The organism is Marinovum sp., from assembly GCF_048263515.1.
GTDB lineage: Bacteria > Pseudomonadota > Alphaproteobacteria > Rhodobacterales > Rhodobacteraceae > Marinovum.
In genome coordinates this window covers 56525-80229 of the sequence record NZ_JBLXEC010000003.1, presented here as the reverse complement: position 1 = coordinate 80229, position 23705 = coordinate 56525, and the positions used below count along the sequence as shown (strand labels likewise).

Genomic DNA, 23705 nt, shown 5'->3' with positions numbered 1-23705 from the left:
CCGCGCCCAACGGGCCATGCAACCCATGAAACCGGCGCGCCGCGCGGATCACTCGCGCAGCGGCAGATGGCTGATCGTCTCGGGCCGGCCCGGCGTCAGGCTGGCGGGGGTAAAGGAGATCAGCGTCGCCCCGCCGGACAGGGGTTCGGCGCAGAAGGCGAGCTTGCCGTGGCGCTGGTGCTCGACCTCGGCCTGGCGCGGCACCCGTTCGCCGAACGAGGTGACATAGGCCGGCAGACGGTCCCAGGCGGGGCAGGGCGCGCATTCCGCCTGCCAGATTCGCAGGGCGTCGGGCACGGTGGTCTCGGCAAAGCTGCTGTCGGGATCGAAGCGCCACATCTGGCGAAACGCCTCGTTCGAGAAGGTGAGGATGCCCAGCTGCGAGAAAACGGCCAGCGCCTTTTCCTGCCGGTCGAGCACCGCGTGGCTGGTCTCGAGCTCGGCGCGAAACCGCCGGGTGAGCGAGATTTCGGCGCTGATATCCTCGAACAGAAAGGCGATGGCACCATCGGGATGCGGTTTGCCGGTGATCCGATAGGTCAGGCCCGACGGCAGGTTCCAGGTCTTGGAATAGCGCCCGTCGCGCGCCGCGGCGATCAGCGCGCCGATCTTGTCGCGCCAGCTGGTGTAGTTCTTGGGCTCGGGCATGATCTGGTGTTCGCGCAGATAGTCGAAAAACGCCGCGAGACTGGGCTTCGAGGTGAGGAAATCCACCGGCATTGCCGTCAGGTCGATCAGCGCCGGGTTGAACAGCGCCAGCCGCTGGTGCCGGTCAAAGATCGCCAGCCCGATCGAGAGATGGGCGAAGGTCTTGCTCAGGGTCTGGACGAAGTTGCGCTGCGCCTGTTCGGCATGAACCACGGCGTCGATGTTGCTGGCGTAGGACAGGCAGCCGCCGGGCGTGCTGCGGGTGCTGACCTCGTACCAGTTGGCGCTGTCGCGCCCGGCAAGCTGCAGCGGCACCCGCAGGGCGTCGTCGTCACATTCCTCGGGCAGGGCAAAGAGCGGCCCGTCGCTGTCCTGACCGGCGAGGGCGGCCAGCTGGCTGTAGGCGTGGTTCTGCCAGCTGACGCGACCGGTGTCGTCGACCAGCCAGATCGGCGTCGGCGCCTCGGCCACCGCGTTGCGCAGAAAGCGCAATTCGCGGCTCTGGTCGAAGGAAATCTGCCGGTCGAATTCCTGCGGGGCATCGTCGAGCAGCGAGATTCGTACCCGTTCGTCAATGCGCGAGAACACCAGCCGCCCGCCGTCCTTGGGCGAGAGCGCCGCGTAGGTGCGCCGGCGCTCGGCGCTGGCGGCAAAGACATCGTCGGGCCGTTCGGGCAATTCGCCGAAGCGCGGGCGAAACACCGCGCGCAGGGCGTGCCAGTGGCCTTCCAGCGGATCGTCGGCCTCGGCCCCGGCCTTCTGGGCCAGGACCGAGGCCGGGCCTGTGGCATCCACCAGGTCGGTGCCGGCAAAGATGAAACACGTGCGGTCGTCATCCGGGGCAACGCGCCCGGCGCTCCGTGAGCGGCGCAGGGTCAGCGCGGTCAGCACCGTTCCCAGCAGGCTGCCTGTCAGTAGGACAGCGAGCTCGGCGATGGTCAGGTCGACTGGCATGGGCTCTCTCCCTCGCCACAGCATCCGCCAACGGGGTTAACAAGAGCTTAATGACAGGAGAGGTCGGCGCGGTGCCTCAGATCTCGATCGGCCGGTTCTCTCCCAGCGGCTCCGAGACCGCGCCCTGCGGCGCATCGAGCTTGCTGCGCGGCCAGATCACCTCGACCACGGCGCCGCATTTCTCGCCCGGGGCGGCGCGCAGCTCGTAGGGGTCGGAGGCATTGGCAAAGCTCAGCTCGGCACCGGAGCGTTCCAGCAGCGTCTTGGCGATGAAGAGCCCCAGCCCCATGCCCTCGTAGCCGGGGCGGCGGCGCTTGTCGCGCTCGCTGCGGCGGCGGCGGACAAAGGGATCGCCGATCCGGCCGATCAGCTGCGGCGGATAGCCGGCGCCGTCATCGACGATGCGCACCGAGATCAGGTCGTCGGTCCACATGGTGTCGATCCAGACGTTCCCGCGCGAGAAATCGACGGCGTTCTGCACCAGGTTGCGCAGCCCGTGGATGATCTCGGGCTTACGGCTGACGGTGGGCACGGTGTATTCGCCGCCGGGGCCGGGCGCATGTTCGTAGTGGATCTGCTTGCCACGGTCTTCATGCGGCTCGGCGGCCTCGCGGATCAGTTCCGACAGTGGCGCGCGGCGGACCTGCATGTCCTCTTTCCCCGCGCGACCCATTGAGCGCAGGATATCGCGGCAGCGGTCGGCCTGGGCGCGGATCAGGAGGGCATCTTCCTTGAGATCGGGGCGGTCATCGAGCTCTTCGGCGATCTCGGCGCTGGCCAGTTTGATGGTGGCCAGCGGCGTGCCCAGCTCATGCGCCGCGGCGGCGACGACACCGGCAAGATCGGTCAGCTTCTGTTCGCGCGCCAGTGCCATCTGCGTCGCGGTTACGGCGTCGGACATGGTGTGCAGCTCGCTGGTGACGCGGCGGGAATAGACCGAGAGAAAGATGATCGCGATCACCATCGCCAGCCATTTGCCAAAGACAAAGGTGTTGGGCGTGCGCAGAATGAAGCCTTCTTCGGTGCGCAGGGGCAGGTGATAGACCGCCAGCAGCGAGACCATCAGGATGGCGATCACCGCGATGAAGATCGTCGGCCGCGTGTTCAGCACCGCCGCCGAGATCAGCACCGGGCCGACCATCAGGATGGCAAAGGGATTGTGCAGCCCGCCGGTGAGAAACAGCAGGAAGGCCAGCTGCAACAGGTCGAACAGCCCCATCAGCATGTTCTCGGTGGAACTCAGCCGCTTGTTTTCGGGGAAGATGGCGATGGCGGCGAGGTTGCCCACCACCGACAGGCCGATGGCAAAATAGCACAACCCGATCTCGAGCGAGAGGTTGAACCAGCGCTGGGCGACGATCAGCGCGGTAAGCTGGCCGATGATGGCCGCCCAGCGCAGCATGATCATGGTGCGCAGCCGGACCCAGTTGCCCCTGCGGTGTTCGGTCAGGAAGTCCGACTCCAAATCTGTCATCTGCGCTTTGACCCTTGAACCCCGGTTTCAGATTGATACGTGTCACACGACTTTCGATCAACGTACTTCATGTCACGGGAGACCGCCCCATGGTCCGGACCGCCGCAATCCTTGCCTCCGCCGCCGTCATCGCCCTGGTGGGCGGGCTCTGGTATGCCTCGCGTCCGGCGGGCGGCGATCCGTTCGATCCCTGCCGCAGCTCGGCTGTGGCCGGCGGTACCGATGCCATCGGCGGCGCCTTTACCCTGGTCAACGGCCAGGGCGAGACGGTGACCGATGCGGATGTGATCACGGAGCCGTCGATCCTCTATTTCGGCTATACCTTCTGCCCCGATGTCTGCCCGCTGGATTTCGCCCGCAATTCCCAGGCGGTCGACCTGCTGGCCGAGAAGGGTCACAGCGCCACGCCGGTCTTCATCACCGTCGACCCCGAGCGCGACACACCCGAAGTGGTGCGCGACTTTGCCTTCAACAACCACGAAAAGGCCATCGGCCTGACCGGGACGGAAGAGCAGGTCAAGGCGGCGAGCCGGGCCTATCGCACCTATTACAAGGCGCAGGACAAGAGCGACGAGTATTACCTCGTCGATCACTCGACGTTTTCCTACCTGGTGCTGCCGGAGCATGGCTTTGTCGAATACTTCCGCCGCGACACCTCGCCCGAGGACATGGCGGCGCGGGCGGCCTGTTTCATCGACGCCGCCGGCTGAGGCGGTCCTGGCCCCCGTGATCACGGGGTGTGATCACGGCGGCGGGAAATTTCCCGGGGTTTTTGCCCCTTGCGACCCATGACCCGGGTTTGCCCGTTTGACACCGCCGGGGACACTCTCAATAATCGCCTGACACGGTGCGGAACCGATCGGGAGGAGTGACGATTTGGCCGAAATGACGGGGCACGAACTGGGCGAGGACAAATCGCTTCTGCTGGTCGACGATGATGAACCCTTTCTGCGGCGCTTGGCCAAGGCGATGGAAAAGCGCGGTTTCGAGGTCGAGACCGCAGGCTCTGTCGCCGGTGGGCGTGCCATCGCCACCGCCCGTCCGCCGGCCTATGCGGTGGTCGACCTGCGGCTCGAGGACGGCAACGGGCTCGACGTGGTCGAGGTGCTGCGCGAGAAGCGGCCAGACGCGCGGATCGTGGTGCTGACCGGATACGGCGCGATTGCCACGGCGGTGGCAGCAGTCAAGATCGGGGCGACGGATTACCTGTCGAAACCGGCTGATGCCACCGACATCACCAATGCGCTGCTGGCCAAGGGCGACGACCTGCCGCCGCCGCCGGAGAACCCGATGTCGGCGGACCGGGTGCGCTGGGAGCATATCCAGCGGGTCTACGAGCTTTGTGATCGCAACGTGTCGGAGACGGCGCGGCGGCTCAACATGCATCGGCGGACGTTGCAGCGCATTCTGGCGAAACGCTCGCCCAAATAGGGGATGGCACGCCCTTTGTCGGCGTAGGAGTGAGGGGCCGGCCCCTCACACTCCCCGAGGATATTTTTAGCAAGAGGAAGCAACAGGGATCAGCACTGCTGCAGCAGGGTGGCGTGCCTGGCGGTGAAGTCGTCGCGCACCTCGCGCGGGGGGCGGAGGGTGATCTGCAACCCGTCGAGCAGGCTCTTGTCGGGCTTGCCGAAGAAGCCGTTGGCCTCGTCCTCGGTGAAGCCCGCGATCTGCACCGCCTCCATCCAGGCGCTGACCCGGTCGGCGCGTTTGATCTGTTTCTTCACGCTGACCGGCAGGGCGGCGGGCAGGCCGAAGCGGATGTGGATCGCGGCGGTCAGCCTTGTATCGAGCTCGCCGTAGCTGGCGCCGATGGCGGTCTTGACCGGCGAGATCATGTCGCCGATCACGTATTCCGGCGCGTCATGCAACAGGGCGGCGAGTTGCCAGCGGACGGGGGCACGGGGGTACATGCGGGAGAAGAGCGCCTCGACCAGCAGGGAATGTTCGGCCACCGTATAGGCGAAATCACCATGGGTCTGGCCGTTCCAGCGGGCGACGAAGGCCAAGCCATGGGCGATATCCTCGATCTCGACGTCCATCGGCGTCGGGTCGAGCAGGTCGAGCCGGCGGCCCGAGAGCATCCTCTGCCAGGCGCGGGGCGGTTTGGGGGGCATGGCGTGTCTCCGTTCGGGCACCGGTCCTAGCGCGGTTTCCCGGCGGCTGCCAAGCCCAAACCCACGGGCAGGCACGAGATCGTAAACCGCCGTGCATGGAACCAAACCCTTGCGATGCGCATTTATCACACAGAGAAACCCGGGGCCTTTGTGCCAAACTCGCATGAGGCCTCTTCCCAAGGAGTAGCCCCATGTTCAAACGCCTTTTCGCCGCATCCCTGGTCTTTGGCACCGTGGCGCTGGGTCCCCCCGCCTTTGCCCAGGCCACCTGTCTGCCGCGCGAGCACATGGTCGATTCGCTCAGCAGCAAGTTTTCCGAAACCCTCGCTGGCGGTGGCCTTCAGACCGAGCATCGCCTGATCGAGATCTGGCGCTCGGCGGATTCGGGTAGTTTCACCATCCTGATGACCCGACCCGATGGCATATCCTGCGTTCTCGCCGCCGGTGACAATTGGCACGACAGCGCGCCGATGCCCGCTGGTGTCTCTGGCTGAGCGCAGTCAGCTTGCCCGCACAGGGCACTGATGTTATCTGCCGTCCAAAGCTCTTGCAGCAAGGACCGCAGACATGACCACTGATTACACGGTTAAAGACATCTCGCTCGCCGACTACGGTCGCAAGGAGCTGGATATCGCCGAGACCGAAATGCCCGGGCTGATGGCCCTTCGCGAAGAATATGGCGCGGCCAAACCGCTGGCCGGTGCACGCATCGTCGGATCGCTCCACATGACGATCCAGACCGCCGTGCTGATCGAGACCCTGGTGGCGCTGGGCGCAGACGTCCGCTGGGCGTCGTGCAACATCTTCTCGACCCAGGACCATGCCGCCGCGGCGATTGCCAAGGCCGGCATCCCGGTCTTTGCCGTCAAGGGCCAGTCGCTCGAAGAGCACTGGGATTACCTCGACAAGTCGTTTGCCTTCCCGGAAGGCGCCAACATGATCCTCGACGATGGCGGCGACGCCACGCTTTATGTGCTGCTCGGCGCGCGGGCCGAGGCGGGTGAGGATATCCTCGCGGTGCCGGGCTCGGAAGAGGAAGAGGTGATCAAGGCGCAGATTCACAAGCGGATGAAGGAAAGCCCCGGCTGGTTCACCAGGACCCGTGACGCGATAAAGGGTGTCTCGGAAGAGACCACCACCGGCGTGCACCGGCTTTATGATCTGCACAAGAAGGGCCAGCTGCCTTTCCCGGCGATCAACGTCAACGACAGCGTCACCAAGTCGAAGTTCGACAACAAGTACGGCTGCAAGGAATCGCTGGTCGACGGCATCCGCCGCGCCACCGACACGATGATGGCCGGCAAGGTCGCCGTGGTCTGTGGCTATGGCGACGTCGGCAAGGGTTCGGCCGCGTCGCTGCGTGGCGCCGGTGCCCGGGTGAAGGTGACCGAGGTCGACCCGATCTGCGCGCTGCAGGCGGCGATGGACGGGTTCGAGGTGGTCGTGCTGGAAGACGTGGTTCAGTCGGCGGACATCTTCATCACCACCACCGGCAACAAGGACGTGATCCGCATCGAGCACATGCGCGAGATGAAGAACATGGCCATCGTCGGCAACATCGGCCACTTCGACAATGAAATCCAGGTGGCGAGCCTGAAAAACCACAAGTGGACCAACATCAAGGAACAGGTCGACATGATCGAGATGCCCTCGGGCAACAAGATCATCCTGCTCTCCGAGGGTCGTCTGCTGAACCTCGGCAATGCCACCGGTCACCCGTCCTTCGTGATGTCGGCGTCCTTCACCAACCAGGTGCTGGCGCAGATCGAGCTCTGGACCAAGGGCGAGCAATACGACAACCAGGTCTACATCCTGCCCAAGCATCTGGACGAGAAGGTGGCCAAGCTGCACCTCGCCAAGATCGGCGCCAAGCTGACCGAGCTGGCGCCCGAGCAGGCGGCCTATATCGGCGTGAAGCCGGAAGGCCCGTTCAAGCCGGAACATTACCGCTACTGAGTTACGGTATGCGGAATCGGAAAGGGCCGTCCTGTCGGGCGGCCCTTTTGCGTTTCTGCGGCAGGTTGGGTCGGCTCTAGTACTCCTGAAAGTATTCTTCTTCCTCTTCGCCGTCGAAAGTGTCGACACCTACCCCTTCGTAGTCTTTCTCTACGGGGTCATCCGGCTCAGCCGGTGCGCTGTCATTGCCACGGGTCGGATTGGGGTCGGGCTTGTTCTTGTGCGCGTTGGCACTGCCCTTGCCGTTCGCCAGGCCATTGGCATTGGGGGCGCCGCCCTTGTCAGCGAAGGACACCGTGGGGGCCACGGCGAGGGCCGCGACGATGGCCAGTGTTGAAATTCCTTTGATCAGGCCAGTCATGAAAACACTCCTATCAAGCAATTAAAACGTGCCGGCATCCTACCATATTTCGGCCCTTTGGGGCCGCGCGAAATGAGCCCGCGTCGGCCGCGCCCCGGTGGCGCGATCCAGACGCGGTGACGAAACGCCCTCGCAGGCTGACCCAGCGCCATCTGCGGCATCCTTGCCGCGCCCGACCGGAGGGGGAAATCTGCGGCGACATTAACCGTTGCCAGACCGCTTTGAGCGGCTAATGTTGCCCGTGGAAAAGGCAGAGCCCGAATGCACGGGTCCACGAGGGGAGAGAGAACATGGGAAAACGCGACGATCTTATTGCGCAATACGCGGATGATCTTCGAAACAAATGCGGCACCGAGCCTGATCTCGATTTGCTGCGCAAGGTGACGATCGGCTGCGGGCCGGCGATCTACAGTGCCGATGCGGCGACGGTCGCAGGCTCTCAGCCGGCGGAGCTGCAGACCGTGAAGCAGAACTTTCTGGTCAAGAAGCTGGGCCTGAGTGACGGGCCCGAACTGATGGATGCGATCAACAAGGTGATCGAGACCTACGGCAAATCCGAGCGCAACAAGTATCGCGCGGTGGTCTATTATCTGCTGACCAAGCATTTCGGCAAGGAATCAGTCTACGGCTGAACCCGCCCGAACCGGCAGAAATCACAGGGGCGTTCCGTGAGAGGGCGCCCTTTTTCGTGGCCTGATGCAGAATACCCGGGAAACTCCTGTTTTGGTTGCCAAAACGTAACGCAATTCGGTGAGCCCTTGTTTTACAGGGCGCAATGCGCGGTGTCGCGTCAGGATTAACTTCATTTTTACTAAGGCGGATGGACCTATCGGGGATTTGGAGAAAAACCTATCTTCTTGGAGTTTGGATCGGGGGGCCCGTTAAGCTATTAAAGTTTCATCCCGACCAGAAAGGTTGGAGCCGAAATTCAGTTCACGAAGGATGTGTGGGAGCGTCCGGGTGAGAGGAGAGGGCTCTGACCTATCGCAGGTCAGGGCCCTTTTGCCGTCTTGTGACGCGCGGTTCAGAACAGCGTCAGCACCAGCCCCATCAGCGCACAGGCCACGGTGGCATAGCCGCCGTCGATCACCGAGAGCTTGGCCGGCCGGCTGCCGTAGAGATTGTTGATCACGATCCAGGGGCTGATGAAGAACAGCCCGATGCCCAGCCCGGAAACAAGGCCCTTGCCCAGCGTATCGACGCCGGAAAGCACGAAGGTATGGCGCATCATCCCCGCCACCAGCAGCAGCATGACAAAGGTGATGGCGAACATCACCGGCGACTGGCCGCCCTCGGGCTTGCCGTCGGGGCCGCGCTTGATGCCGACGGCCTCCATCCAGGGCTCGGCCAGCACCATGTACCAGACCGCACCAAGGCCGAAACCGGCGGCAGCGGCGATGAGAACGCTTAGAAAACCCATGTGAGTCGCTCCCTGTGCAGAGGCCCCGAATTCAGGCCATATTAACCTTACTGCAGGATCACCGGTTTCCACAGGATTTCAATTGATTTGTCGGTGTTAACCGCGATCAGACCCCGCCGAGGCCACAGATATGCCGCCATTCGGCATCGCTGACCGGCTGCACCGACAGGCGGGAGTTCTTGACCAGCACCATGTCGGCCAGCACCGGGTCGGACTTGATCGCATCAAGGCTGACCGGGCGCTTCAGAGGTTCCACGGCGCGGATGTCGACACAGTCCCAGCGGTCGTCGTCGGTGGTGCTGTCGGGATGGGCCGCGGCGCAGACCTCGACGATGCCGACGATCTCGCGCGCCTTCTGCGAATGGTAGAAGAAGCCGCGGTCGCCCACCGCCATCTCGCGCATGAAGTTGCGGGCCTGGTAGTTGCGCACGCCGTCCCATTCCTCGCCCGCCGCACCCTTGGCGACCTGGTCCTCCCAGGACCAGGTGGAGGGCTCGGACTTGAACAGCCAGTAGCGCATCAGCCGATGACCTTCTTCCATTCGATCAGCTCGACGCTGTCGAAGAGGCCGGCCTTGGCATAGGGGTCGCTCTCGGCCCAGGCCTCGGCCGCGGCCATGTCGGCGACGTCGAGGATTACCAGCGAACCGGCCATCTCGCCCTCGACGATCAGAGGGCCGGCCTGCGACACCACGCCGGTCTCCTTGATATAGGCGAGGTGAGCGTCGCGGTTGTCCTTGCGGGTTTGCAGGGCGCCGGGCTTGTCGCGGGCGATCAGGGCAATCAGCATGTCATTCTTCCTTCAGGGGTCGGGCGAGAAGCTGGTCCATCGCCGCGCCGACGTCAAGATCGCCGGCGATGATCGCGGTGACCGCGCGGGTGATCGGCATGTCGACCCCGTGGCGCTCGGCCAACTGCAGCATGGCGCGGGCGGTGGCGGCGCCTTCGACGGTGGTCCCGGCGGCGAACTCCTCGCCCCGGCCCAGTGCCTGCCCGTAGCGGTAATTGCGCGACTGGGTCGAGGTGCAGGTCAGCGTCAGGTCGCCAAAGCCCGAGAGCCCGGCCAGGGTTTCCGGCCGCGCGCCCAGCGCCTGGGCGATGCGGGTCATCTCGGCAAATCCGCGGGTCATCAGGGCGGCGCGGGCCGACTCGCCCAGCCCCGCGCCGATCACCACGCCGCTGGCGATGGCGATCACGTTCTTCAGTCCGCCGCCCAGTTCGGCGCCGGTGACGTCGGTGGTGCGATAGAGCCGCAGGTTGCGGGTCGAAAGCCGCTCCTGCAGGTCCTGGCTGCAGGCCAGGCTGGCGCAGGCCAGCGTCAGCGCGGTGGGCAAACCCTGGGCGATGTCGGCGGCAAAGCTCGGTCCGGTCAGGATCGCCGCCTGCGTCTGTGGCAGGATACGGGCGATCAGGCTGACGGGCCCCTCGCCGGTGCGCAGGGAAAAGCCCTTGCAGCAGGCGACGAGGGTCTTCTGCGCGAGGGTCTCTGCGTTGTCCTCCAGCAGCGTCTCGAGCTGTTGCATCGGTACCGAGAGCAGCAGGGTGTCGGGCGCGGTGGCCTCGGCGAAATTGTCGGTCGCAGTGAGGGTGTCGGGGAAGGGCGCGCCGGGCAGGCGCTTGGCATTTTCCCGCGCGTCCTGCATTTCCAGCATCGCCGTGCCGTCACGCCCCCAGAGCCGAACCTCGCGGCCGGCGGCGGCCAGCGAAATGGCCAGTGAAGTGCCGAAAGCGCCGGCTCCGATCACGCCGATGGTCATGCCTTGGCTCCTTTCTTGCCGCTGCCCAGCATCGGCGCGGCGGTCTTGTCGAGCGGCCAGCGCGGGCGGGCCGAGAGGGTCATGTCGTCAACCCGACCCAGGGCCATCCGTTCCAGCCCTGCATAGGCGATCATCGCCGCGTTGTCGGTGCAAAGCGCCAGCGGCGGCGCGGTAAAACCGACGCCGGCCTCGGCGCAGACGGTTTGCAACGCGGCGCGGATCGGCTGGTTCGCTGCCACGCCGCCGGCGACGGCGAGCATCGGGATTGCCGGGCTTTCATCGAGATAAGCGGCAAGCGCCCGTCGGGTCTTTTCCGCCAGCACGTCGACCACCGCCGCCTGAAACCCGGCACACATGTCGGCGCGGTCCTGTCGGGTCAGGCCGGATTTCTCGGCGATCACCGCGTCGCGGGTGCGGAGCAGCGCGGTTTTCAGGCCCGAGAAGGACATGTCGCAGCCCGGGCGGTCGAGCAGCGGGCGGGGGAAGGCAAAGCGTTTCGCCACGCCTTTCTCTGCCTCGGCCTCCACAGACGGCCCGCCGGGCTGCGGCAGTCCCAGCAGCCGCGCGGTCTTGTCAAAGGCTTCGCCGGGGGCGTCGTCGATGGTGCCACCGAGGCGGGTGAAATCCTCGGGGCCGCGGGCGATCAGGAACTGGCAATGCCCGCCGGAGACCAGCAGCATCAGGTAGGGAAACGACGCGCCATCGGTCAGTCGCGGGGTCAGCGCGTGGCCGGCCAGGTGATTGACCCCGATCAGCGGCAGCCCGGTGCCTATGGCGATCCCCTTGGCGCACATCACGCCCGACACCACACCCCCGATCAGTCCCGGCCCGGCGGTCACCGCGATTCCGTCGAGCGCGTCGAGACCCAGCCCGGCCTGCGCCAGCGCTTCCTTGACGCAGACATCCAGTCGCTCGGCATGGGCGCGGGCGGCGATTTCGGGCACTACGCCGCCGAACTCCTTGTGCAGCCCGGTCTGGCCTTCGACTACTGAGGCCAGGACCTCGGCCTTGCCGGGGGTGCCGCGCACCACGGCGGCGGCGGTGTCGTCGCAGCTGCTTTCGAGGCCGAGAAGAGTGAGCGTTTGGGTCATTGCGGCGCTTCGGTTCGTTGCGGAGGGGACAACCGGCAGGTAACACTTGCCACCATGGCAAACAATCCCGCCCAAGACCCGCCGGCGCTGCTGCTGACCCGGCCGCGTGCCGATGCCGAGAGCTTCCTCGCCGACCTGCGCAGGGTTGCCACGCCGGGCCGGGTGGTGATCTCGCCGGTGCTGGAGATCGTGGCGACCGGTGATGTGCCGGACATGACTGGCGTGACCGGGTTGATCCTGACCTCGACCAACGGCGTGCGCGCCTATGACGGCCCGCGAGGCCTGCCCGCCTATTGCGTGGGCGAGCGGACGACGCAGGCGGCGCAGGCGGCGGGGCTTCGGGCCGAGATGGCGGGCGAGACCGCCGATCAGTTGGTGGCGCATCTCGGCACGCTCAGGCCCAAGGGCCGCCTGATGCACCTGCGCGGCCGCCATGCGCGCGGCGATGTGGCGGCGCGGCTGGCGGCGCAGGGCCTCCGGGTGGATGAGACCATCGTGTACGATCAGGTGGCTTGCGGCTTTACTCGTGAGGCGCGTGTGCTACTTGACGAAGAGAGGCCGGTGATCCTTCCCCTGTTCTCGCCCAGAAGCGCCGAGATCGTCGCCGGGCAGGCAGAGGCGCGAGCCCGGCTTTGGATCGTGGCGCTCAGTCCAGCGGTTGCGCGATGCGTATCCCCTTTGACACCGGAGCGGCTGGTGATTGCCGCGCGGCCTGACCGTGCGTCGATTTGCGCAGCCGTGGCCGGGGTGATCGAGGGGGGAAGTCCGCTTGAGGGGGCCTCGAGGGTACCATAAGGTAATGATATTGCGCCGCTGCAGTAAGATTCGGAAAGGGTGATCCTTGGTGTCAAATTCGAAAGAGCCGAAACCGGAAGAAACCGAAGACAAACGCGCGGCAGATGACCGGACAGATGCGCCCGACGCGGCCGAGGTCTCTGACGGTGACACAGCGGGGTCCGACAGCCTGATGGCCGGGTCCGATGCGGCGGACAGCCTCGATGGGTCTGACACGCCCGGCGCGGATGCAGACCCGCTGCCCGGTGACACGCTGGACGGCGGAACGCTTGGCGGTGACAGCTTGGCTGGCGATACGCTGGCCGGCGACGACACCCCCCTCCACGACGAGATGACCGAAAACGCCGACCCTCTGGCCGAGCCGGACCCGGTGCAGGCCGAGATGGCCGCCGACGAATCCCACGTTGATGCCGGCAACGAGCCGGAGCCCGAGGTCTTTGACGACGCCGAGCCGGTGCGTGACAGCACGCCGCCGCCAATGAGCCCGCCGGTGACCGAAAAGGTCGTCGAACGCCGTGGCGGCTTTGTGCCCATGGTGCTGGGCGGCATCGTCGCCGCCGGCCTGGGTTATGGCGCGGCCTATTACCTCGGTCAGGACGACAGCTTCGAAACCGAGACCCGCGCCGCGCTGCAGGAGCAATCCGGGCGGCTGGACGACGTGTCCCAGCAGATCACCACCATGGCCGCCGACGTGACCGAGCGCACCGATGCGCTGGCCGCCGATCTCGAGACGACCAAGGAAGCGCTAGGCACCGCCGAAGGCGCGCTTGACGAACAGAACCAGCGGCTAACCGGCCTCGAGGCGCTGCGCGAAGAGATGGCGGCGCTCGACGAGCGGCTGACCACTCTGGCGAAACGCCCGATCGCCGACACCGTCTCTCGCGAGGCGATTGCCGCCTACGAGAGCGAGCTGGAGCGGCTGCGCGGCTCGATGGAAGAGCAGCGCAAGGCGATCGAGGACACAATCGCCGCCGAAAAGGCCAAGATCGAAGAGATCGCCCGCGACGCCACTCAGATGGAAGAACGCGCGCTGGAACAGTCGCGGCTTTCCGCCGCGCGCACGGCGCTGACCCAGGTGATCACCGCGCTGGAAACCGGCGAGCCCTACGAGGAACCGCTGGCGGCGCTGGCCGAGAACGTCGATGCGCCGATGGAGGGCCTTCAGGCCGCCGCGGCCGAGGGCGTCGTGACCCAGGCCGCGCTGCGCGAACGCTTCCCCGATGACGCCCGCGCCGCGCTGCGCGCCGCGCGCGACGCCGGTGCCGATGGCGAAGAGGCCGGGATCGGTGGCGTGCTGGAAAAGATGTTCGAGGTGCGCTCGGTCGCGCCGCGCGACGGCGTCGACACCGACGCCATCCTGTCACGCGCCGAAGCGGCGGTGCGCAACGGCAACTTCCGCGTCGCGCTTGATGAAATTTCGGCTCTGCCCGACGTGGCAAAAGAGCCTTTGGCCGGCTGGGTGGCCGACGCCGAAACCAGGATGTCGGCGCTGGACGAAGCCAACGCCATCGCGGCACGCCTGAACCAGGGATAAGGACGCATTCATGCTTTGGTCACTTCTGAAAATCCTCGTCTTTGTTGCTGTCGTTCTCGCGCTGGCCTGGGGCGCCGGTTGGCTGCTGGAATACGACGGCGCGGGCATGCGCCTGACCTTCAACGGACAGGAATTCACCTTTACCGCGCTGCAGGCGGTTCTGGCGCTGATGGCGCTTCTGGTGGCGCTCTGGGTGCTGCTCAAGATCGTGTCATTTCTGGTGGCGCTGGTGCGCTTCGTGAACGGCGACGAGACCGCGATCTCGCGCTATTTCGACCGCAACCGCGAACGCAAGGGCTTCCAGGCGCTGAGCGACGGGTTGATGGCGCTGGCCTCTGGCGAGGGCAAGCTGGCGATGGCCAAGGCCGCCAAGGCCGACCGCTATCTCAACAAGCCCGAGCTGACCAACCTTCTGACCGCCCAGGCGGCCGAGATGGCGGGCGACCGGGAAAAGGCCGAGGCGGTCTACAAGAAGCTGGTGGCCAACGAGAAGACCCGCTTTGTCGGCGTCCGTGGCGTGATGAAGCAGCGGCTGGCCGAGGGTGACACCGACACCGCGCTCAAGCTGGCCGAGCGCGCCTTTGCGATCAAGCCCAAGCATGAAGAGACCCAGGACATCCTGCTCAAGCTGCAGGCCGATCACGGCGATTGGGCCGGCGCGCGCAAGACCCTGAATGCCAAGCTGAAGTCCGGCAATCTGCCGCGCGACGTGCACCGCCGCCGCGAGGCGGTGCTGGCGCTGTCGGAGGCGCGCGAAGTCGCCGCCGACGGTCGCACCATCGAGCAACGCGAAACCGCGATCGAGGCCAACCGGCTCTCGCCCGAGTTGATCCCGGCGGCGGTCATGGCCGCGCGCAGCTACATCGAGCAGGGCAAGTCGAAATACGCAACGCGGGTGATCAAGAAGGCCTGGGAGGCGCAGCCGCATCCCGACCTCGCCGCCACCTTTGCCGCGATCAACCCCGACGAGACGCCCGCCGACCGGATCAAGCGCTTCCAGCACCTGACGCGGCTGGCGTCCGATCACCGCGAGACCAAGCTGCTGCTGGCCGAGCTGAACATCGCCGCCGAGGATTTCCCCGGTGCCCGCCGCGCGCTGGGCGATCTGGCCGAGACAGATCCCGACACCCGAACCCTGACCATCATGGCCGCCATCGAACGCGGCGAGGGGGCTTCGGACGCGGTGGTCAAGGGCTGGCTGGCCCGGGCGTTGAACGCGCCGCGCGGTCCCCATTGGGTCTGCGACAATTGCTCGAACATCCAGAACGAATGGACCGCGACCTGCACCAACTGCGGCGCGCTCGATACGCTCAGCTGGAAGACCCCGCCGGCCGAGGCCGCGTCGTCCAATGCCGACAGCGCCATGCTGCCGTTGATCGTCGGCGCGATCGAGGATCATTCCGGCAAGGACATGGCGGCGCAGGACAGCGTGCTGGCCGGTCGGGCGATGCACAACGGCCCGACCATGGGTGAAAAGCTGGCCGAGGATACCGAGCCTGACACCATGGCCGGCAAGCTGGCGCAGGATGCCAAGCCGACCATGGCCGAGAAGCTGGCCGAAGACGCCGAGATCGTCGGAGAAGATACCGTCCGGGCCTGATGGCCCGGACCGCCCCGGTCGTCACTCGGCCGGGGCAAACCCCAGCATCAGCTGGCGCAGGCCGATGTAGCCGCCGATCAGGATCGACCCCAGGGTCACCGGCGCGCTCCAGGCCAGCAGCGACATCGCCGACAGGCCCTGTCCGACGCTGCAGCCCGTGGCCGCCACCGCTCCGAACCCCATCAACACCGCACCGCCGATCTGGCGGCGCAATTCGCGCGGGTCGTCACAGGCCTCCCAGCGGAACTGGCCCTTGATCATCGAGCCGATGAAGGCCCCGGCCAGCACGCCCACCACCGAGCCTGCGCCGAAGTTCAGCGCCAGTCCCGAGGACAGCATGGCATAGAGAATGGTATCGCCCAGCGGCTTGGAAAAGCTGTGCGAGGTGACCGGCAGGTCGTCCCAGCCATGTTGCGCGATCCAGGAGGTGCCGGCCCAGGCGCCGACGATGGCAAGCCCGACGACCGCGCCCCAGAGCCAGACCGCAGGCGCCTGGCGCACGTGCTTCGGCCCGCCAACCAACGCCAGGATCGCAAGGCCGATCGCCAGACCGATCTCTGCCACCGGCAGCCCGGTCAGCCGGGCCAGGCCATGGGCGATGCCGGGCAGGGCCTGAGGGTCGGCCTCGAGCGGCGGAAAGACCGCGATCCGCAGGCTCGACAGCGGCCCCGAGAGCAGCGCATAGGCCGCAACCCCGGTCACCAGCACGATCACGAAGGAGCGCAGGTCACCGCCGCCCAGCCGGGCCAGCGCGCCGAAACCGCAGTTGCCGCTGATCGCCATGCCGTAGCCAAAGACCAGCCCGCCCAGCACCGAAGCCACCGGCGACCAGGCATTGGCGAGATAGGCCGGCGCTGCAGGATCTAGCCAACCCAGCGCGATCAGGGCAAAGCTGCCGGTCACCGCCACGCCGATGGCAATGCCCCACATCCGCAGGCGCAGGTCACTGCTGGAATAGAAGTAATCCTCGATCGCCCCCAGGGTGCAGAATCGCCCGAGCCGCGCCGCCAGCCCCAGGAGCACCCCGGTCAGCAGCCCGACAAGCGCCACGGCGGTGGCGTCTCCGATATAGTCCAGCATTTTGTCTCCCTCTCCGCGCGGTCCCTCTCCCGGGGGCCTGCTGGCGGAGTCTTCTCAAGAGGTGGTCGCCTCCGGTCGGCAGAACATCTCGTAGACGATCTCCATGATCTGCCGGGGCCGGTCGTCGGCCAGCGAATAATAGATCGCCTTGCCATCGCGGCGCGGCTTGACCATGCCTTCGAGCCTGAGGCGCGAGAGCTGCTGCGACACCGCCGCCTGGCGCGCCGACAGCAGGTCTTCGAGCTCGGTTACCGATTTCTCGCCGGTGGCGAGATGGCAGAGGATCATCAGCCGGCCTTCGTGGCCCAGCGCCTTGAGGAAGTTGGCGGCGTTGGTGGCATTTTCCATCATCCGCTCGATGTCTTCCTCGCAGGTATTCTCGTCAAAGGCCGGCAGTTTCGATGCCGTGGCGGCGCCGGTGTTCAATGCTGCGGTCATCCTGTGGCCCCTTGCGGTTTGGCGGTCTCGATCATCCGGCCCAGCAGCCCCCAGAAGAAATCCTCGCCCGGGTAGCCTTCGATGCGGCCGCTTTCGACCCCGTCGACCAACAGGACAAATGTCGGGGTAAAGTGCAGCCCGCGGGCAAAGCTCATGCCCTCTGGCGGGCGCTCGCGGATGTCGATCCGGTGCAGCGGCGCCAGCGCGCCCTCGTCGGTCTTGGGATAGATCGGCCCGATCTCCTTGTTCCACTTGGCACACCAGGCGCAGCCTGGCTCTTCGACCATGACAAGCGTCATCTCGGCGCGTGCGGGCTGCACGAGACCAAGGGTCAGCACCAGCAGGGCCGACAGCAGAAGCGGGACAATCCTCAGCATGCGAAAGATTTCATGTTTGATCCGAACCTGATATACCACATAATCTGAATATGTGAATTTTACAAGCAGGACGGTTGCGCGATGTTCGATGTCACCTTTGCAGGGGCGCTTGTGGCGGGGCTGTTGTCCTTTCTGTCACCCTGCATCCTGCCCATCGTTCCGTTCTACCTCAGCTATCTGGCCGGCGTCGGGATGAATCAGGTCAGCGCCACCGCCGAGATCTCGGGCGCGGTGCGGCTGCGCGCGGTGCTGGCGGCGACTGCCTTTGCGCTGGGGGTGATCACCGTCTTCGTGGCGCTGGGCGCCTCGGCCACGATCTTCGGCCAGATGCTGCGCGACTACTTCCACATCCTGCGCTGGCTGGCGGCAGCGGTGATCATCGTCATGGGGCTGCATTTCCTCGGCGTAATCCGCATCGGCCTGCTCTATCGCCAATTCCGCGCCGACACCGGCGCCACCTCGAACATGAACCTCGTTGGCGCCTATGTGATCGGCCTTGCCTTTGCCTTTGGCTGGACGCCCTGCGTCGGCCCGGTGCTGGCGGCGATCCTGTTCACTGCCGCCGGGCAGGAGACTGCCGGCACCGGCGCGGCGCTGCTGTTTGTCTACGGCCTCGGCATGACGCTGCCCTTCATCGTCGCGGCGATGTTCATCGGGCCGTTCATGCGCTGGATGGCGAAGTTTCGCCGCCACCTGCCCAAGATCGAAAAGGCGATGGGCGTTTTGCTGATCATATTCGGGCTGCTGATCGCCACCAATACGGTAAACTACATTGCACAATGGATGCTCGAGACCTTTCCGGTCTTCATGCAGATCGGCTGACCCCAGCCAAGGGAGGATCACATGACACGTTTGCTTGCCACCATCGCCGCGCTGCTACTGGCGCTGCCCCTCGCCGCCGCCGAACTGGGCGACGACGGGCTGCACAAGACGCCCTGGATGCGCGACACCTTCAAGGACCTGCGCGAGGATCTCGACGAGGCCAACGCCGAGGGCAAGCGCCTGGTGCTGTTCTTCGAGCAGCGCGGCTGCGTCTATTGCGACAAGATGCACAAGGAGGTCTTTCCGCGCCCCGAGATCACGCAGATGATCGAGGACAACTACTTCGTGGTGCAGCTCAACCTGCATGGCGACATCGAGGTGACCGACTTCGACGGCGAGACGCTCAGCGAAAAGGACATGGCGCGGAAGTGGGGGATTCTCTTTACCCCGACGGTGATGTTCCTGCCCGAAGAGGTGTCAGATGAGACCACGGCGCCGCGCGCGGCGGTGGCGGTGATGCCCGGCGCCTTTGGTCCCGGCACCACGCTCGACATGTTCACCTGGGTCGCAGAAAAGAGATACCTGCTTGATAACGGTGAGGATTTTCAGCGATACCACGCCCGAATGATTCAGGAACGCGACAATGGCAGGACCGACTGATCGCATCATCTAATTCAAAGTCATGAATTTGTTGTTGCGTCCAGATGCCGCAGTAGACTACGGTACGCAGAGCGACCTGAACCAAGAATGACAAGGTAGCGACTTAGGGAGGGAATATGAGGCTTACGACACTAGCACTGGCGGTCGCCTCGCTGGGCGCAACGGCTGCCCTGGCGGCAGAAGTGGCCCCGCAGGACGTCACCTACGACGATTACGGCGCGATCTCGGCCTCGTTGTCGGGCGCCCCTGGCGACCCGGAGCAGGGCGCCGTGATCATGAAGACCAAGTCCAAGGGCAACTGCGTCTCGTGCCACGCGGTCAGCGCGCTTGACGACGCGCCGTTCCACGGCGAGGTCGGCCCGGTGCTTGACGGCGTCGGATCGCGTTGGGAAGAGGCCGAACTGCGCGGCATCGTTGCCAACGCCAAGAAAACCTATGACGGCACGGTGATGCCGGCCTTCTACAAGACCAGCGGCTTCATCCGCCCCGGCGACGGGTTCACCGGCAAGGCCGGCACCGAGCCGCTGCCGCCGCTTCTGACGGCGCAGGAGATCGAAGACGTGGTGGCGTTCCTGATGACGTTGAAAGACGAGTGAGCGTCGGCCAGACGAGACCAAGGAGACACATGATGACTTTCACGCGACGCGAAACGCTGGCCCTCGGTGCCGGTGCCGCGCTTCTGACCGTCCTGCCGTTCCGCGCCTTTGCGTCGGTGGACGATCTGATCAACGAGTTCACCGGCGGTGCCGAGGTGGGTGAGGGCGGCCTCGAGCTGACCGCACCCGAGATCGCCGAGAACGGCAACACCGTGCCGATCGAGGTATCGGCCCCCGGCGCGACCGCCATCGCGGTCTATGCCGCCGGCAACCCGACGCCGCCGGTCGCCACCTTCACCTTCGGCCCGCTGGCCGCCGCGCAGGAGGCTGCCACCCGCATCCGCCTGGCCGGCACGCAGGACGTCATCGCCGTGGCCAAGATGGCCGACGGCAGCTTTGTCCGCGCGTCGAAGACCGTCAAGGTCACCATCGGCGGCTGCGGCGGCTAAGAGACATAGGGAGCTAGACAAATGGCAAAAGGTGTAAAACCCCGCGTCAAGGTGCCGAAGACGGCCAAGGCGGGCGAGGCGGTCACGATCAAGACGCTGATCAGCCACACGATGGAATCCGGCCAGCGCAAGGACGGTGACGGCAACGTCATTCCGCGCTCGATCATCAATCGCTTCACCTGCGATTTCAACGGCGAGAACGTCATCGACGTCAAGCTGGAGCCGGCGATCTCGACCAACCCGTACTTCCAGTTCGAGGCCACCATCCCGGAAACCGGTGACATGAAGTTCACCTGGTATGACGACGACGGCTCGGTCTACGAAGACGTCAAGAACATCGCGGTCGGCTGAGGCCCCTGTCCGCTCCGGATGATCCGGGGCGGACGCGCCATCTGACCCCGGACAACGGGGCAGGACAGCTCAGGGAGGGAATACATGAAACTTACCGCACTCACCGCCACCGCAGCGCTTCTGGTTGCTGCACCGGCGTTTGCCGGCGGGCCGGATGATGACACGCTGGTCATCAACGGCGAGATCGAGATGATCACCAAGACCGAGGCCCCCGCCCATCTGGACGGCGCGCTGGGCGAACAGGTGATCTCCGGCTGGCATTATCGCACCGACGAGACCCAGGCGCTCGAGGCCGACCAGTTCGACAACCCCGGCATGATCTTCGTCGACCAGGCGCTGGATCAGTTTGAAACCGTCGAAGGCGGCGCCGAAAAGAGCTGCGCCTCTTGCCACGAGGACATCGAGAGCTTCAAGGGCCTTACCGCCCAGATGCCCAAGGTGGACGAGGCCGGCAAGCTGGTGGTCATGGAAGACCTGATCAACGAATGCCGCACCGAGCGGATGGAAGCCGACGCCTGGAAATGGTCGGGCGCCGAGATGCAGGGCATGATCGCGGCCATCGGCGTGCAATCGCTGGGCCTGCCGATGAATGTCGCCATCGACGGCGCGGCGCAGCCCTACTGGGAGCAGGGCAAGGAGATGTACTACACGCGCTACGGTCAGCTCGAACTGTCCTGCGCGAATTGCCACGAAGACAACAACGGCAATTACATCCGCGCCGACCATCTCAGCCAGGGTCAGATCAACGGCTTTCCGACCTATCGTCTGAAGCAGGCCAAGCTGATCTCCAAGCACAACCGCTTCCGCGGCTGCATCCGCGACACCCGCGCCGAGACCTTCGCCGAAGGTTCCGACGAGTTCCGCGCGCTGGAGCTCTATGTCGCCTCGCGCGGCAACGGTCTCTCGGTCGAGACGCCGGCGGTTCGCCAGTAACACGATCCTGCCCCGCGCCGGCCTTGCCCGGCGCGGGGTTTTCCGCTGTTTACGCATTCACATATGCGCATGTGAGTAGTCAAAGAGGACGCCACCGATGATCTCCCGCCGCGATTTCCTTCAGGTCTCCATGGCCGCCTCAGCCCTTGTCGGTGCCTCCGGCTTTGGCAACTGGGCGCGCCTGGCCGCGCAGCAATCGCTGACGCAGGACCAGCTTCTGGAATTCGACACGTTCGGAAACGTTTCGCTGATCCACGTCACCGACATCCACGCCCAGCTCAAGCCGATCTACTTCCGCGAGCCGTCGATCAACATCGGCGTGGGCGAGAACAAGGGCGCGGTGCCGCATGTGACCGGGGCCGATTTCCGCCGGCTCTATGGCATCGAGGACGGCAGCCCCTCGCATTACGCGCTGTCGTCCGGCGATTTCTCGGCGCTGGCGCAGGGTTATGGCCGGGTTGGCGGGCTTGACCGGGTGGCGACGGTGATCAACTCGATCCGCGCCGCGCGCCCCGATGCGCTGCTGCTCGATGGCGGCGACACCTGGCATGGCAGTTACACCTGCTATCACACCGAAGGCCAGGACATGGTCAACGTGATGAACACGCTGAAGCCCGACGCGATGACCTTCCACTGGGAGTTTACGCTGGGTTCCGACCGGGTGACCGAGATCGTCGAGGGCCTGCCCTTCGCCGCGCTGGGCCAGAACATCTTCGACGCCGAGTGGGACGAACCGGCCGAGCTCTTCCCGCCCTACAAGTTCTTCGAGCGTGGCGGCGTCAAGGTGGCTGTCATCGGCCAGGCCTTCCCCTACATGCCGATTGCCAACCCGGGCTGGATGTTCCCGGAATACAGCTTCGGCATCCGCGACGAACACATGCAGACCATGGTCGACGAGGTGCGCGCGCAGGGCGCCGAGCTGGTGGTGGTGCTGAGCCACAACGGGTTCGACGTCGACAAGAAGATGGCCGGCATCGTCACCGGCATCGACGTGATCCTGTCGGGCCACACCCATGACGCGCTGCCGGAACCGGTTCTGGTGGGCGAGACGATAATCGTGGCCTCGGGCTCCAACGGCAAGTTCGTCAGCCGCGTCGACCTCGATGTGCAGAACGGCCGGATGATGGGCTTCCGTCACAAGCTGATCCCGATCTTCTCTGACGTCATCACCCCCGACGCCGAGGTCGCTGCGGTCATCGACGAACAGCGCGCACCCTACGAGGCCGAGCTGACAGAGGTGGTGGGCGAGACCGACACGATGCTCTACCGCCGCGGCAACTTCAACGGCAGCTGGGACGACCTGATCTGCGATGCGCTTCTGTCGGAGCGCGAAGCCGAGATTGCGCTGTCGCCCGGCGTGCGCTGGGGCCCCTCGCTGATCCCCGGACAGAAGATCACCCGCGAAGATATCTGGAACGTTACCTCGATGACCTACCCCGAGGCCTATCGCACCGAGATGTCGGGCGAATTCCTCAAGGTGGTGATGGAGGACGTGGCCGACAACATCTTCAACCCCGATCCCTATTACCAGCAGGGCGGCGACATGGTGCGGGTCGGTGGCATGGCCTACCGGATCGACATCTCCAAGCCGCAGGGCGAGCGGATTTCCGAGATGACCCTGATCTCGACCGGTGAGGCGATTGATCCCGCGCGCAACTACGTCGTTGCAGGCTGGGCCTCGGTCAACGAAGGCACCGAAGGCCCGCCGATCTGGGACGTGGTCGAAAGCCACATCCGCAAGCTCGGCACTGTCTCGCTTGATCCCAATCTCAGCGTCCAGGTCACCGGCGTCTGACAGACAACATGGAGGAGACCCGAATGAAACGCTTTGCAACCGCCGCGGCCCTTGCCGCGACCCTCGCCGCAGGTGCCGCCTGGGCCGAGGGCGTGACGCACCGCGTCGCGATCCACGTCGACGAGAATGATCCGCAGGTGATGAACATGGCGCTCAACAACGTCGCCAATGTCACCAAGTACTACGAGAGCGTCGGCGACACCGTGGTGGTCGAGCTGGTGGCCTATGGCCCCGGTCTCAACATGTTCATCCCCGGCAAGAGCCCGGTCGAGGACCGGATCTCGACGATGTCGCTCGAGAACGAGAACCTGAGCTTTGCCGCCTGCGGCAACACCCACCGCGCCATGAGCGAAAAGGCCGGCAAGGAAATCGAGCTGATGGGCGAGGCCAAGATGGTCACCTCCGGCGTCGTGCGGCTGATCGAGCTGCAGGAAGAGGGTTACGCCTACATCCGCCCGTAGGGGGCCCGTCACCAGCGCCCCTGCGGGGGGCGCGCCCGACATCGAACATTGCCGCGCCGCTTCGGCAGCGCGGTCTTCACCTGCGCCTGCCTGTCGG

At 65.4% G+C, this 23705-nt stretch carries 28 protein-coding genes; 16 read left to right on the top strand and 12 right to left on the bottom strand.

Annotation, left to right across the window (positions count from 1 at the left end; all coding sequences use genetic code 11):
- Positions 1 to 48 precede the first annotated feature (48 nt).
- Both ACN0SE_RS04660 and regB read right to left on the bottom strand, forming a co-directional pair.
- Positions 49 to 1602, bottom strand: a complete 1554-nt coding sequence (locus ACN0SE_RS04660; protein ID WP_417523323.1) for a PAS-domain containing protein — start codon at positions 1600 to 1602, stop codon at positions 49 to 51.
- A gap of 76 nt (positions 1603 to 1678) precedes the next feature.
- A complete protein-coding gene (gene regB, locus ACN0SE_RS04655) occupies positions 1679 to 3076 on the bottom strand; it encodes a sensor histidine kinase RegB (RefSeq protein ID WP_417523322.1) in 1398 nt (465 codons plus the stop codon).
- Between the two features lie 89 nt (positions 3077 to 3165).
- Here regB and ACN0SE_RS04650 point away from each other — a divergent pair, with 89 nt between their 5' ends.
- Both ACN0SE_RS04650 and ACN0SE_RS04645 read left to right on the top strand, forming a co-directional pair.
- Positions 3166 to 3786, top strand: coding sequence for an SCO family protein (locus ACN0SE_RS04650; RefSeq protein WP_417523321.1), 621 nt, complete (start codon positions 3166 to 3168; stop codon positions 3784 to 3786).
- A gap of 175 nt (positions 3787 to 3961) precedes the next feature.
- Positions 3962 to 4507 (top strand): ActR/PrrA/RegA family redox response regulator transcription factor, encoded by a 546-nt coding sequence (locus ACN0SE_RS04645; RefSeq protein ID WP_417523472.1) that lies wholly within the window; start codon positions 3962 to 3964, stop codon positions 4505 to 4507.
- 89 nt (positions 4508 to 4596) lie between these two features.
- On the opposite strand, the gene ACN0SE_RS04640 is transcribed toward ACN0SE_RS04645, so the two are convergent.
- Complete coding sequence (locus tag ACN0SE_RS04640) at positions 4597 to 5193, bottom strand: HD domain-containing protein (RefSeq protein WP_417523320.1); 597 nt, start codon at positions 5191 to 5193, stop codon at positions 4597 to 4599.
- 191 nt (positions 5194 to 5384) lie between these two features.
- On the opposite strand from ACN0SE_RS04640, the gene ACN0SE_RS04635 reads away from it, so the two are divergent.
- On the top strand, positions 5385 to 5687 hold the full coding sequence (locus ACN0SE_RS04635) for a hypothetical protein (RefSeq protein ID WP_417523319.1): 303 nt from the start codon (positions 5385 to 5387) through the stop codon (positions 5685 to 5687).
- A 73-nt stretch (positions 5688 to 5760) separates the two neighbouring features.
- The gene (gene ahcY / locus ACN0SE_RS04630) at positions 5761 to 7149 is read left to right on the top strand and encodes an adenosylhomocysteinase (protein ID WP_417523318.1); all 1389 of its coding nucleotides are present in this window, start codon (positions 5761 to 5763) and stop codon (positions 7147 to 7149) included.
- Between the two features lie 76 nt (positions 7150 to 7225).
- Here ahcY and ACN0SE_RS04625 read toward each other — a convergent pair whose 3' ends face one another.
- A complete protein-coding gene (locus tag ACN0SE_RS04625; RefSeq protein ID WP_417523317.1) occupies positions 7226 to 7510 on the bottom strand; it encodes a hypothetical protein in 285 nt (94 codons plus the stop codon).
- Between the two features lie 290 nt (positions 7511 to 7800).
- Between ACN0SE_RS04625 and ACN0SE_RS04620 the strand changes: the two genes are divergently transcribed.
- Positions 7801 to 8142, top strand: a complete 342-nt coding sequence (locus ACN0SE_RS04620; protein ID WP_417523316.1) for a DUF2853 family protein — start codon at positions 7801 to 7803, stop codon at positions 8140 to 8142.
- 392 nt (positions 8143 to 8534) lie between these two features.
- On the opposite strand, the gene ACN0SE_RS04615 is transcribed toward ACN0SE_RS04620, so the two are convergent.
- From ACN0SE_RS04615 to tsaD, 5 genes are all read right to left on the bottom strand, one after another.
- Positions 8535 to 8930 (bottom strand): DUF1761 domain-containing protein, encoded by a 396-nt coding sequence (locus ACN0SE_RS04615; RefSeq protein WP_417523315.1) that lies wholly within the window; start codon positions 8928 to 8930, stop codon positions 8535 to 8537.
- Between the two features lie 106 nt (positions 8931 to 9036).
- Entirely contained in the window at positions 9037 to 9450 is a 414-nt protein-coding gene (locus ACN0SE_RS04610; protein ID WP_417523471.1) for an EVE domain-containing protein, read from the bottom strand.
- Positions 9450 to 9719, bottom strand: a complete 270-nt coding sequence (locus ACN0SE_RS04605; RefSeq protein WP_417523314.1) for a YciI family protein — start codon at positions 9717 to 9719, stop codon at positions 9450 to 9452. The genes ACN0SE_RS04610 and ACN0SE_RS04605 overlap by 1 nt, the downstream gene beginning before the upstream one ends.
- Position 9720: 1 nt before the next feature.
- Positions 9721 to 10686, bottom strand: a complete 966-nt coding sequence (locus ACN0SE_RS04600; protein WP_417523313.1) for an NAD(P)H-dependent glycerol-3-phosphate dehydrogenase — start codon at positions 10684 to 10686, stop codon at positions 9721 to 9723.
- Entirely contained in the window at positions 10683 to 11777 is a 1095-nt protein-coding gene (gene tsaD, locus ACN0SE_RS04595; protein WP_417523312.1) for a tRNA (adenosine(37)-N6)-threonylcarbamoyltransferase complex transferase subunit TsaD, read from the bottom strand. The genes ACN0SE_RS04600 and tsaD overlap by 4 nt, the downstream gene beginning before the upstream one ends.
- 54 nt (positions 11778 to 11831) lie before the next feature.
- Between tsaD and ACN0SE_RS04590 the strand changes: the two genes are divergently transcribed.
- The 3 genes from ACN0SE_RS04590 to ACN0SE_RS04580 are packed head-to-tail and all read left to right on the top strand — an operon-like array spanning position 11832 to position 15706.
- Entirely contained in the window at positions 11832 to 12572 is a 741-nt protein-coding gene (locus tag ACN0SE_RS04590) for a uroporphyrinogen-III synthase (RefSeq protein ID WP_417523311.1), read from the top strand.
- Positions 12573 to 12621: 49 nt separating this feature from the next.
- Positions 12622 to 14106: a hypothetical protein gene (locus ACN0SE_RS04585; RefSeq protein ID WP_417523310.1), complete on the top strand. Its 1485-nt coding sequence runs from the start codon at positions 12622 to 12624 to the stop codon at positions 14104 to 14106.
- A 10-nt stretch (positions 14107 to 14116) separates the two neighbouring features.
- Complete coding sequence (locus ACN0SE_RS04580) at positions 14117 to 15706, top strand: heme biosynthesis protein HemY (protein ID WP_417523309.1); 1590 nt, start codon at positions 14117 to 14119, stop codon at positions 15704 to 15706.
- 21 nt (positions 15707 to 15727) lie between these two features.
- Here the strand turns inward: ACN0SE_RS04580 and ACN0SE_RS04575 are convergent, their stop codons facing one another.
- From ACN0SE_RS04575 to ACN0SE_RS04565, 3 genes are all read right to left on the bottom strand, one after another.
- Entirely contained in the window at positions 15728 to 16786 is a 1059-nt protein-coding gene (locus ACN0SE_RS04575; RefSeq protein WP_417523308.1) for a YeeE/YedE family protein, read from the bottom strand.
- A 54-nt stretch (positions 16787 to 16840) separates the two neighbouring features.
- Positions 16841 to 17137: an ArsR/SmtB family transcription factor gene (locus tag ACN0SE_RS04570; protein WP_417523470.1), complete on the bottom strand. Its 297-nt coding sequence runs from the start codon at positions 17135 to 17137 to the stop codon at positions 16841 to 16843.
- 83 nt (positions 17138 to 17220) lie between these two features.
- Positions 17221 to 17601: a hypothetical protein gene (locus ACN0SE_RS04565; protein WP_417523307.1), complete on the bottom strand. Its 381-nt coding sequence runs from the start codon at positions 17599 to 17601 to the stop codon at positions 17221 to 17223.
- Positions 17602 to 17682: 81 nt separating this feature from the next.
- Between ACN0SE_RS04565 and ACN0SE_RS04560 the strand changes: the two genes are divergently transcribed.
- The 8 genes from ACN0SE_RS04560 to ACN0SE_RS04525 all read left to right on the top strand — a co-directional run bounded on the left by ACN0SE_RS04560 (position 17683) and on the right by ACN0SE_RS04525 (position 23608).
- A complete protein-coding gene (locus ACN0SE_RS04560; RefSeq protein ID WP_417523306.1) occupies positions 17683 to 18423 on the top strand; it encodes a cytochrome c biogenesis CcdA family protein in 741 nt (246 codons plus the stop codon).
- A gap of 21 nt (positions 18424 to 18444) precedes the next feature.
- Positions 18445 to 19023 carry a thioredoxin family protein gene (locus ACN0SE_RS04555; RefSeq protein ID WP_417523305.1) on the top strand — a complete coding sequence of 193 codons (579 nt, stop codon included), beginning with the start codon at positions 18445 to 18447 and terminating at the stop codon, positions 19021 to 19023.
- Between the two features lie 116 nt (positions 19024 to 19139).
- Positions 19140 to 19619 carry a sulfur oxidation c-type cytochrome SoxX gene (gene soxX / locus ACN0SE_RS04550; RefSeq protein ID WP_417523304.1) on the top strand — a complete coding sequence of 160 codons (480 nt, stop codon included), beginning with the start codon at positions 19140 to 19142 and terminating at the stop codon, positions 19617 to 19619.
- Between the two features lie 32 nt (positions 19620 to 19651).
- Positions 19652 to 20068 (top strand): thiosulfate oxidation carrier protein SoxY, encoded by a 417-nt coding sequence (soxY, locus tag ACN0SE_RS04545; RefSeq protein ID WP_417523303.1) that lies wholly within the window; start codon positions 19652 to 19654, stop codon positions 20066 to 20068.
- Positions 20069 to 20089: 21 nt separating this feature from the next.
- Positions 20090 to 20419, top strand: coding sequence for a thiosulfate oxidation carrier complex protein SoxZ (soxZ, locus tag ACN0SE_RS04540; RefSeq protein WP_417523302.1), 330 nt, complete (start codon positions 20090 to 20092; stop codon positions 20417 to 20419).
- An 84-nt stretch (positions 20420 to 20503) separates the two neighbouring features.
- Positions 20504 to 21352: a sulfur oxidation c-type cytochrome SoxA gene (gene soxA, locus ACN0SE_RS04535; RefSeq protein WP_417523301.1), complete on the top strand. Its 849-nt coding sequence runs from the start codon at positions 20504 to 20506 to the stop codon at positions 21350 to 21352.
- Positions 21353 to 21449: 97 nt separating this feature from the next.
- A complete protein-coding gene (gene soxB, locus ACN0SE_RS04530) occupies positions 21450 to 23147 on the top strand; it encodes a thiosulfohydrolase SoxB (RefSeq protein WP_417523300.1) in 1698 nt (565 codons plus the stop codon).
- Between the two features lie 23 nt (positions 23148 to 23170).
- Entirely contained in the window at positions 23171 to 23608 is a 438-nt protein-coding gene (locus ACN0SE_RS04525; protein WP_417523299.1) for a hypothetical protein, read from the top strand.
- Positions 23609 to 23705: the final 97 nt, after the last annotated feature.

What these genes read in the sequence shown, in the direction of transcription:
- soxA (WP_417523301.1), top strand. Translation starts at nt 20,504, where the DNA reads ATGAAACTTACCGCACTCACCGCCACCGCAGCGCTTCTGGTTGCTGCA.
- ACN0SE_RS04640 (WP_417523320.1), bottom strand. Translation starts at nt 5,193, where the DNA reads ATGCCCCCCAAACCGCCCCGCGCCTGGCAGAGGATGCTCTCGGGCCGC.
- ahcY (WP_417523318.1), top strand. Translation starts at nt 5,761, where the DNA reads ATGACCACTGATTACACGGTTAAAGACATCTCGCTCGCCGACTACGGT.
- soxY (WP_417523303.1), top strand. Translation starts at nt 19,652, where the DNA reads ATGACTTTCACGCGACGCGAAACGCTGGCCCTCGGTGCCGGTGCCGCG.
- ACN0SE_RS04615 (WP_417523315.1), bottom strand. Translation starts at nt 8,930, where the DNA reads ATGGGTTTTCTAAGCGTTCTCATCGCCGCTGCCGCCGGTTTCGGCCTT.
- ACN0SE_RS04590 (WP_417523311.1), top strand. Translation starts at nt 11,832, where the DNA reads ATGGCAAACAATCCCGCCCAAGACCCGCCGGCGCTGCTGCTGACCCGG.
- soxX (WP_417523304.1), top strand. Translation starts at nt 19,140, where the DNA reads ATGAGGCTTACGACACTAGCACTGGCGGTCGCCTCGCTGGGCGCAACG.
- ACN0SE_RS04560 (WP_417523306.1), top strand. Translation starts at nt 17,683, where the DNA reads ATGTTCGATGTCACCTTTGCAGGGGCGCTTGTGGCGGGGCTGTTGTCC.
- ACN0SE_RS04575 (WP_417523308.1), bottom strand. Translation starts at nt 16,786, where the DNA reads ATGCTGGACTATATCGGAGACGCCACCGCCGTGGCGCTTGTCGGGCTG.
- ACN0SE_RS04565 (WP_417523307.1), bottom strand. Translation starts at nt 17,601, where the DNA reads ATGCTGAGGATTGTCCCGCTTCTGCTGTCGGCCCTGCTGGTGCTGACC.
- ACN0SE_RS04525 (WP_417523299.1), top strand. Translation starts at nt 23,171, where the DNA reads ATGAAACGCTTTGCAACCGCCGCGGCCCTTGCCGCGACCCTCGCCGCA.
- ACN0SE_RS04605 (WP_417523314.1), bottom strand. Translation starts at nt 9,719, where the DNA reads ATGCTGATTGCCCTGATCGCCCGCGACAAGCCCGGCGCCCTGCAAACC.
- ACN0SE_RS04600 (WP_417523313.1), bottom strand. Translation starts at nt 10,686, where the DNA reads ATGACCATCGGCGTGATCGGAGCCGGCGCTTTCGGCACTTCACTGGCC.
- ACN0SE_RS04625 (WP_417523317.1), bottom strand. Translation starts at nt 7,510, where the DNA reads ATGACTGGCCTGATCAAAGGAATTTCAACACTGGCCATCGTCGCGGCC.
- soxZ (WP_417523302.1), top strand. Translation starts at nt 20,090, where the DNA reads ATGGCAAAAGGTGTAAAACCCCGCGTCAAGGTGCCGAAGACGGCCAAG.
- regB (WP_417523322.1), bottom strand. Translation starts at nt 3,076, where the DNA reads ATGACAGATTTGGAGTCGGACTTCCTGACCGAACACCGCAGGGGCAAC.
- soxB (WP_417523300.1), top strand. Translation starts at nt 21,450, where the DNA reads ATGATCTCCCGCCGCGATTTCCTTCAGGTCTCCATGGCCGCCTCAGCC.
- ACN0SE_RS04645 (WP_417523472.1), top strand. Translation starts at nt 3,962, where the DNA reads ATGACGGGGCACGAACTGGGCGAGGACAAATCGCTTCTGCTGGTCGAC.
- ACN0SE_RS04555 (WP_417523305.1), top strand. Translation starts at nt 18,445, where the DNA reads ATGACACGTTTGCTTGCCACCATCGCCGCGCTGCTACTGGCGCTGCCC.
- ACN0SE_RS04650 (WP_417523321.1), top strand. Translation starts at nt 3,166, where the DNA reads ATGGTCCGGACCGCCGCAATCCTTGCCTCCGCCGCCGTCATCGCCCTG.
- ACN0SE_RS04635 (WP_417523319.1), top strand. Translation starts at nt 5,385, where the DNA reads ATGTTCAAACGCCTTTTCGCCGCATCCCTGGTCTTTGGCACCGTGGCG.
- ACN0SE_RS04610 (WP_417523471.1), bottom strand. Translation starts at nt 9,450, where the DNA reads ATGCGCTACTGGCTGTTCAAGTCCGAGCCCTCCACCTGGTCCTGGGAG.
- ACN0SE_RS04580 (WP_417523309.1), top strand. Translation starts at nt 14,117, where the DNA reads ATGCTTTGGTCACTTCTGAAAATCCTCGTCTTTGTTGCTGTCGTTCTC.
- ACN0SE_RS04620 (WP_417523316.1), top strand. Translation starts at nt 7,801, where the DNA reads ATGGGAAAACGCGACGATCTTATTGCGCAATACGCGGATGATCTTCGA.
- ACN0SE_RS04570 (WP_417523470.1), bottom strand. Translation starts at nt 17,137, where the DNA reads ATGATGGAAAATGCCACCAACGCCGCCAACTTCCTCAAGGCGCTGGGC.
- tsaD (WP_417523312.1), bottom strand. Translation starts at nt 11,777, where the DNA reads ATGACCCAAACGCTCACTCTTCTCGGCCTCGAAAGCAGCTGCGACGAC.
- ACN0SE_RS04660 (WP_417523323.1), bottom strand. Translation starts at nt 1,602, where the DNA reads ATGCCAGTCGACCTGACCATCGCCGAGCTCGCTGTCCTACTGACAGGC.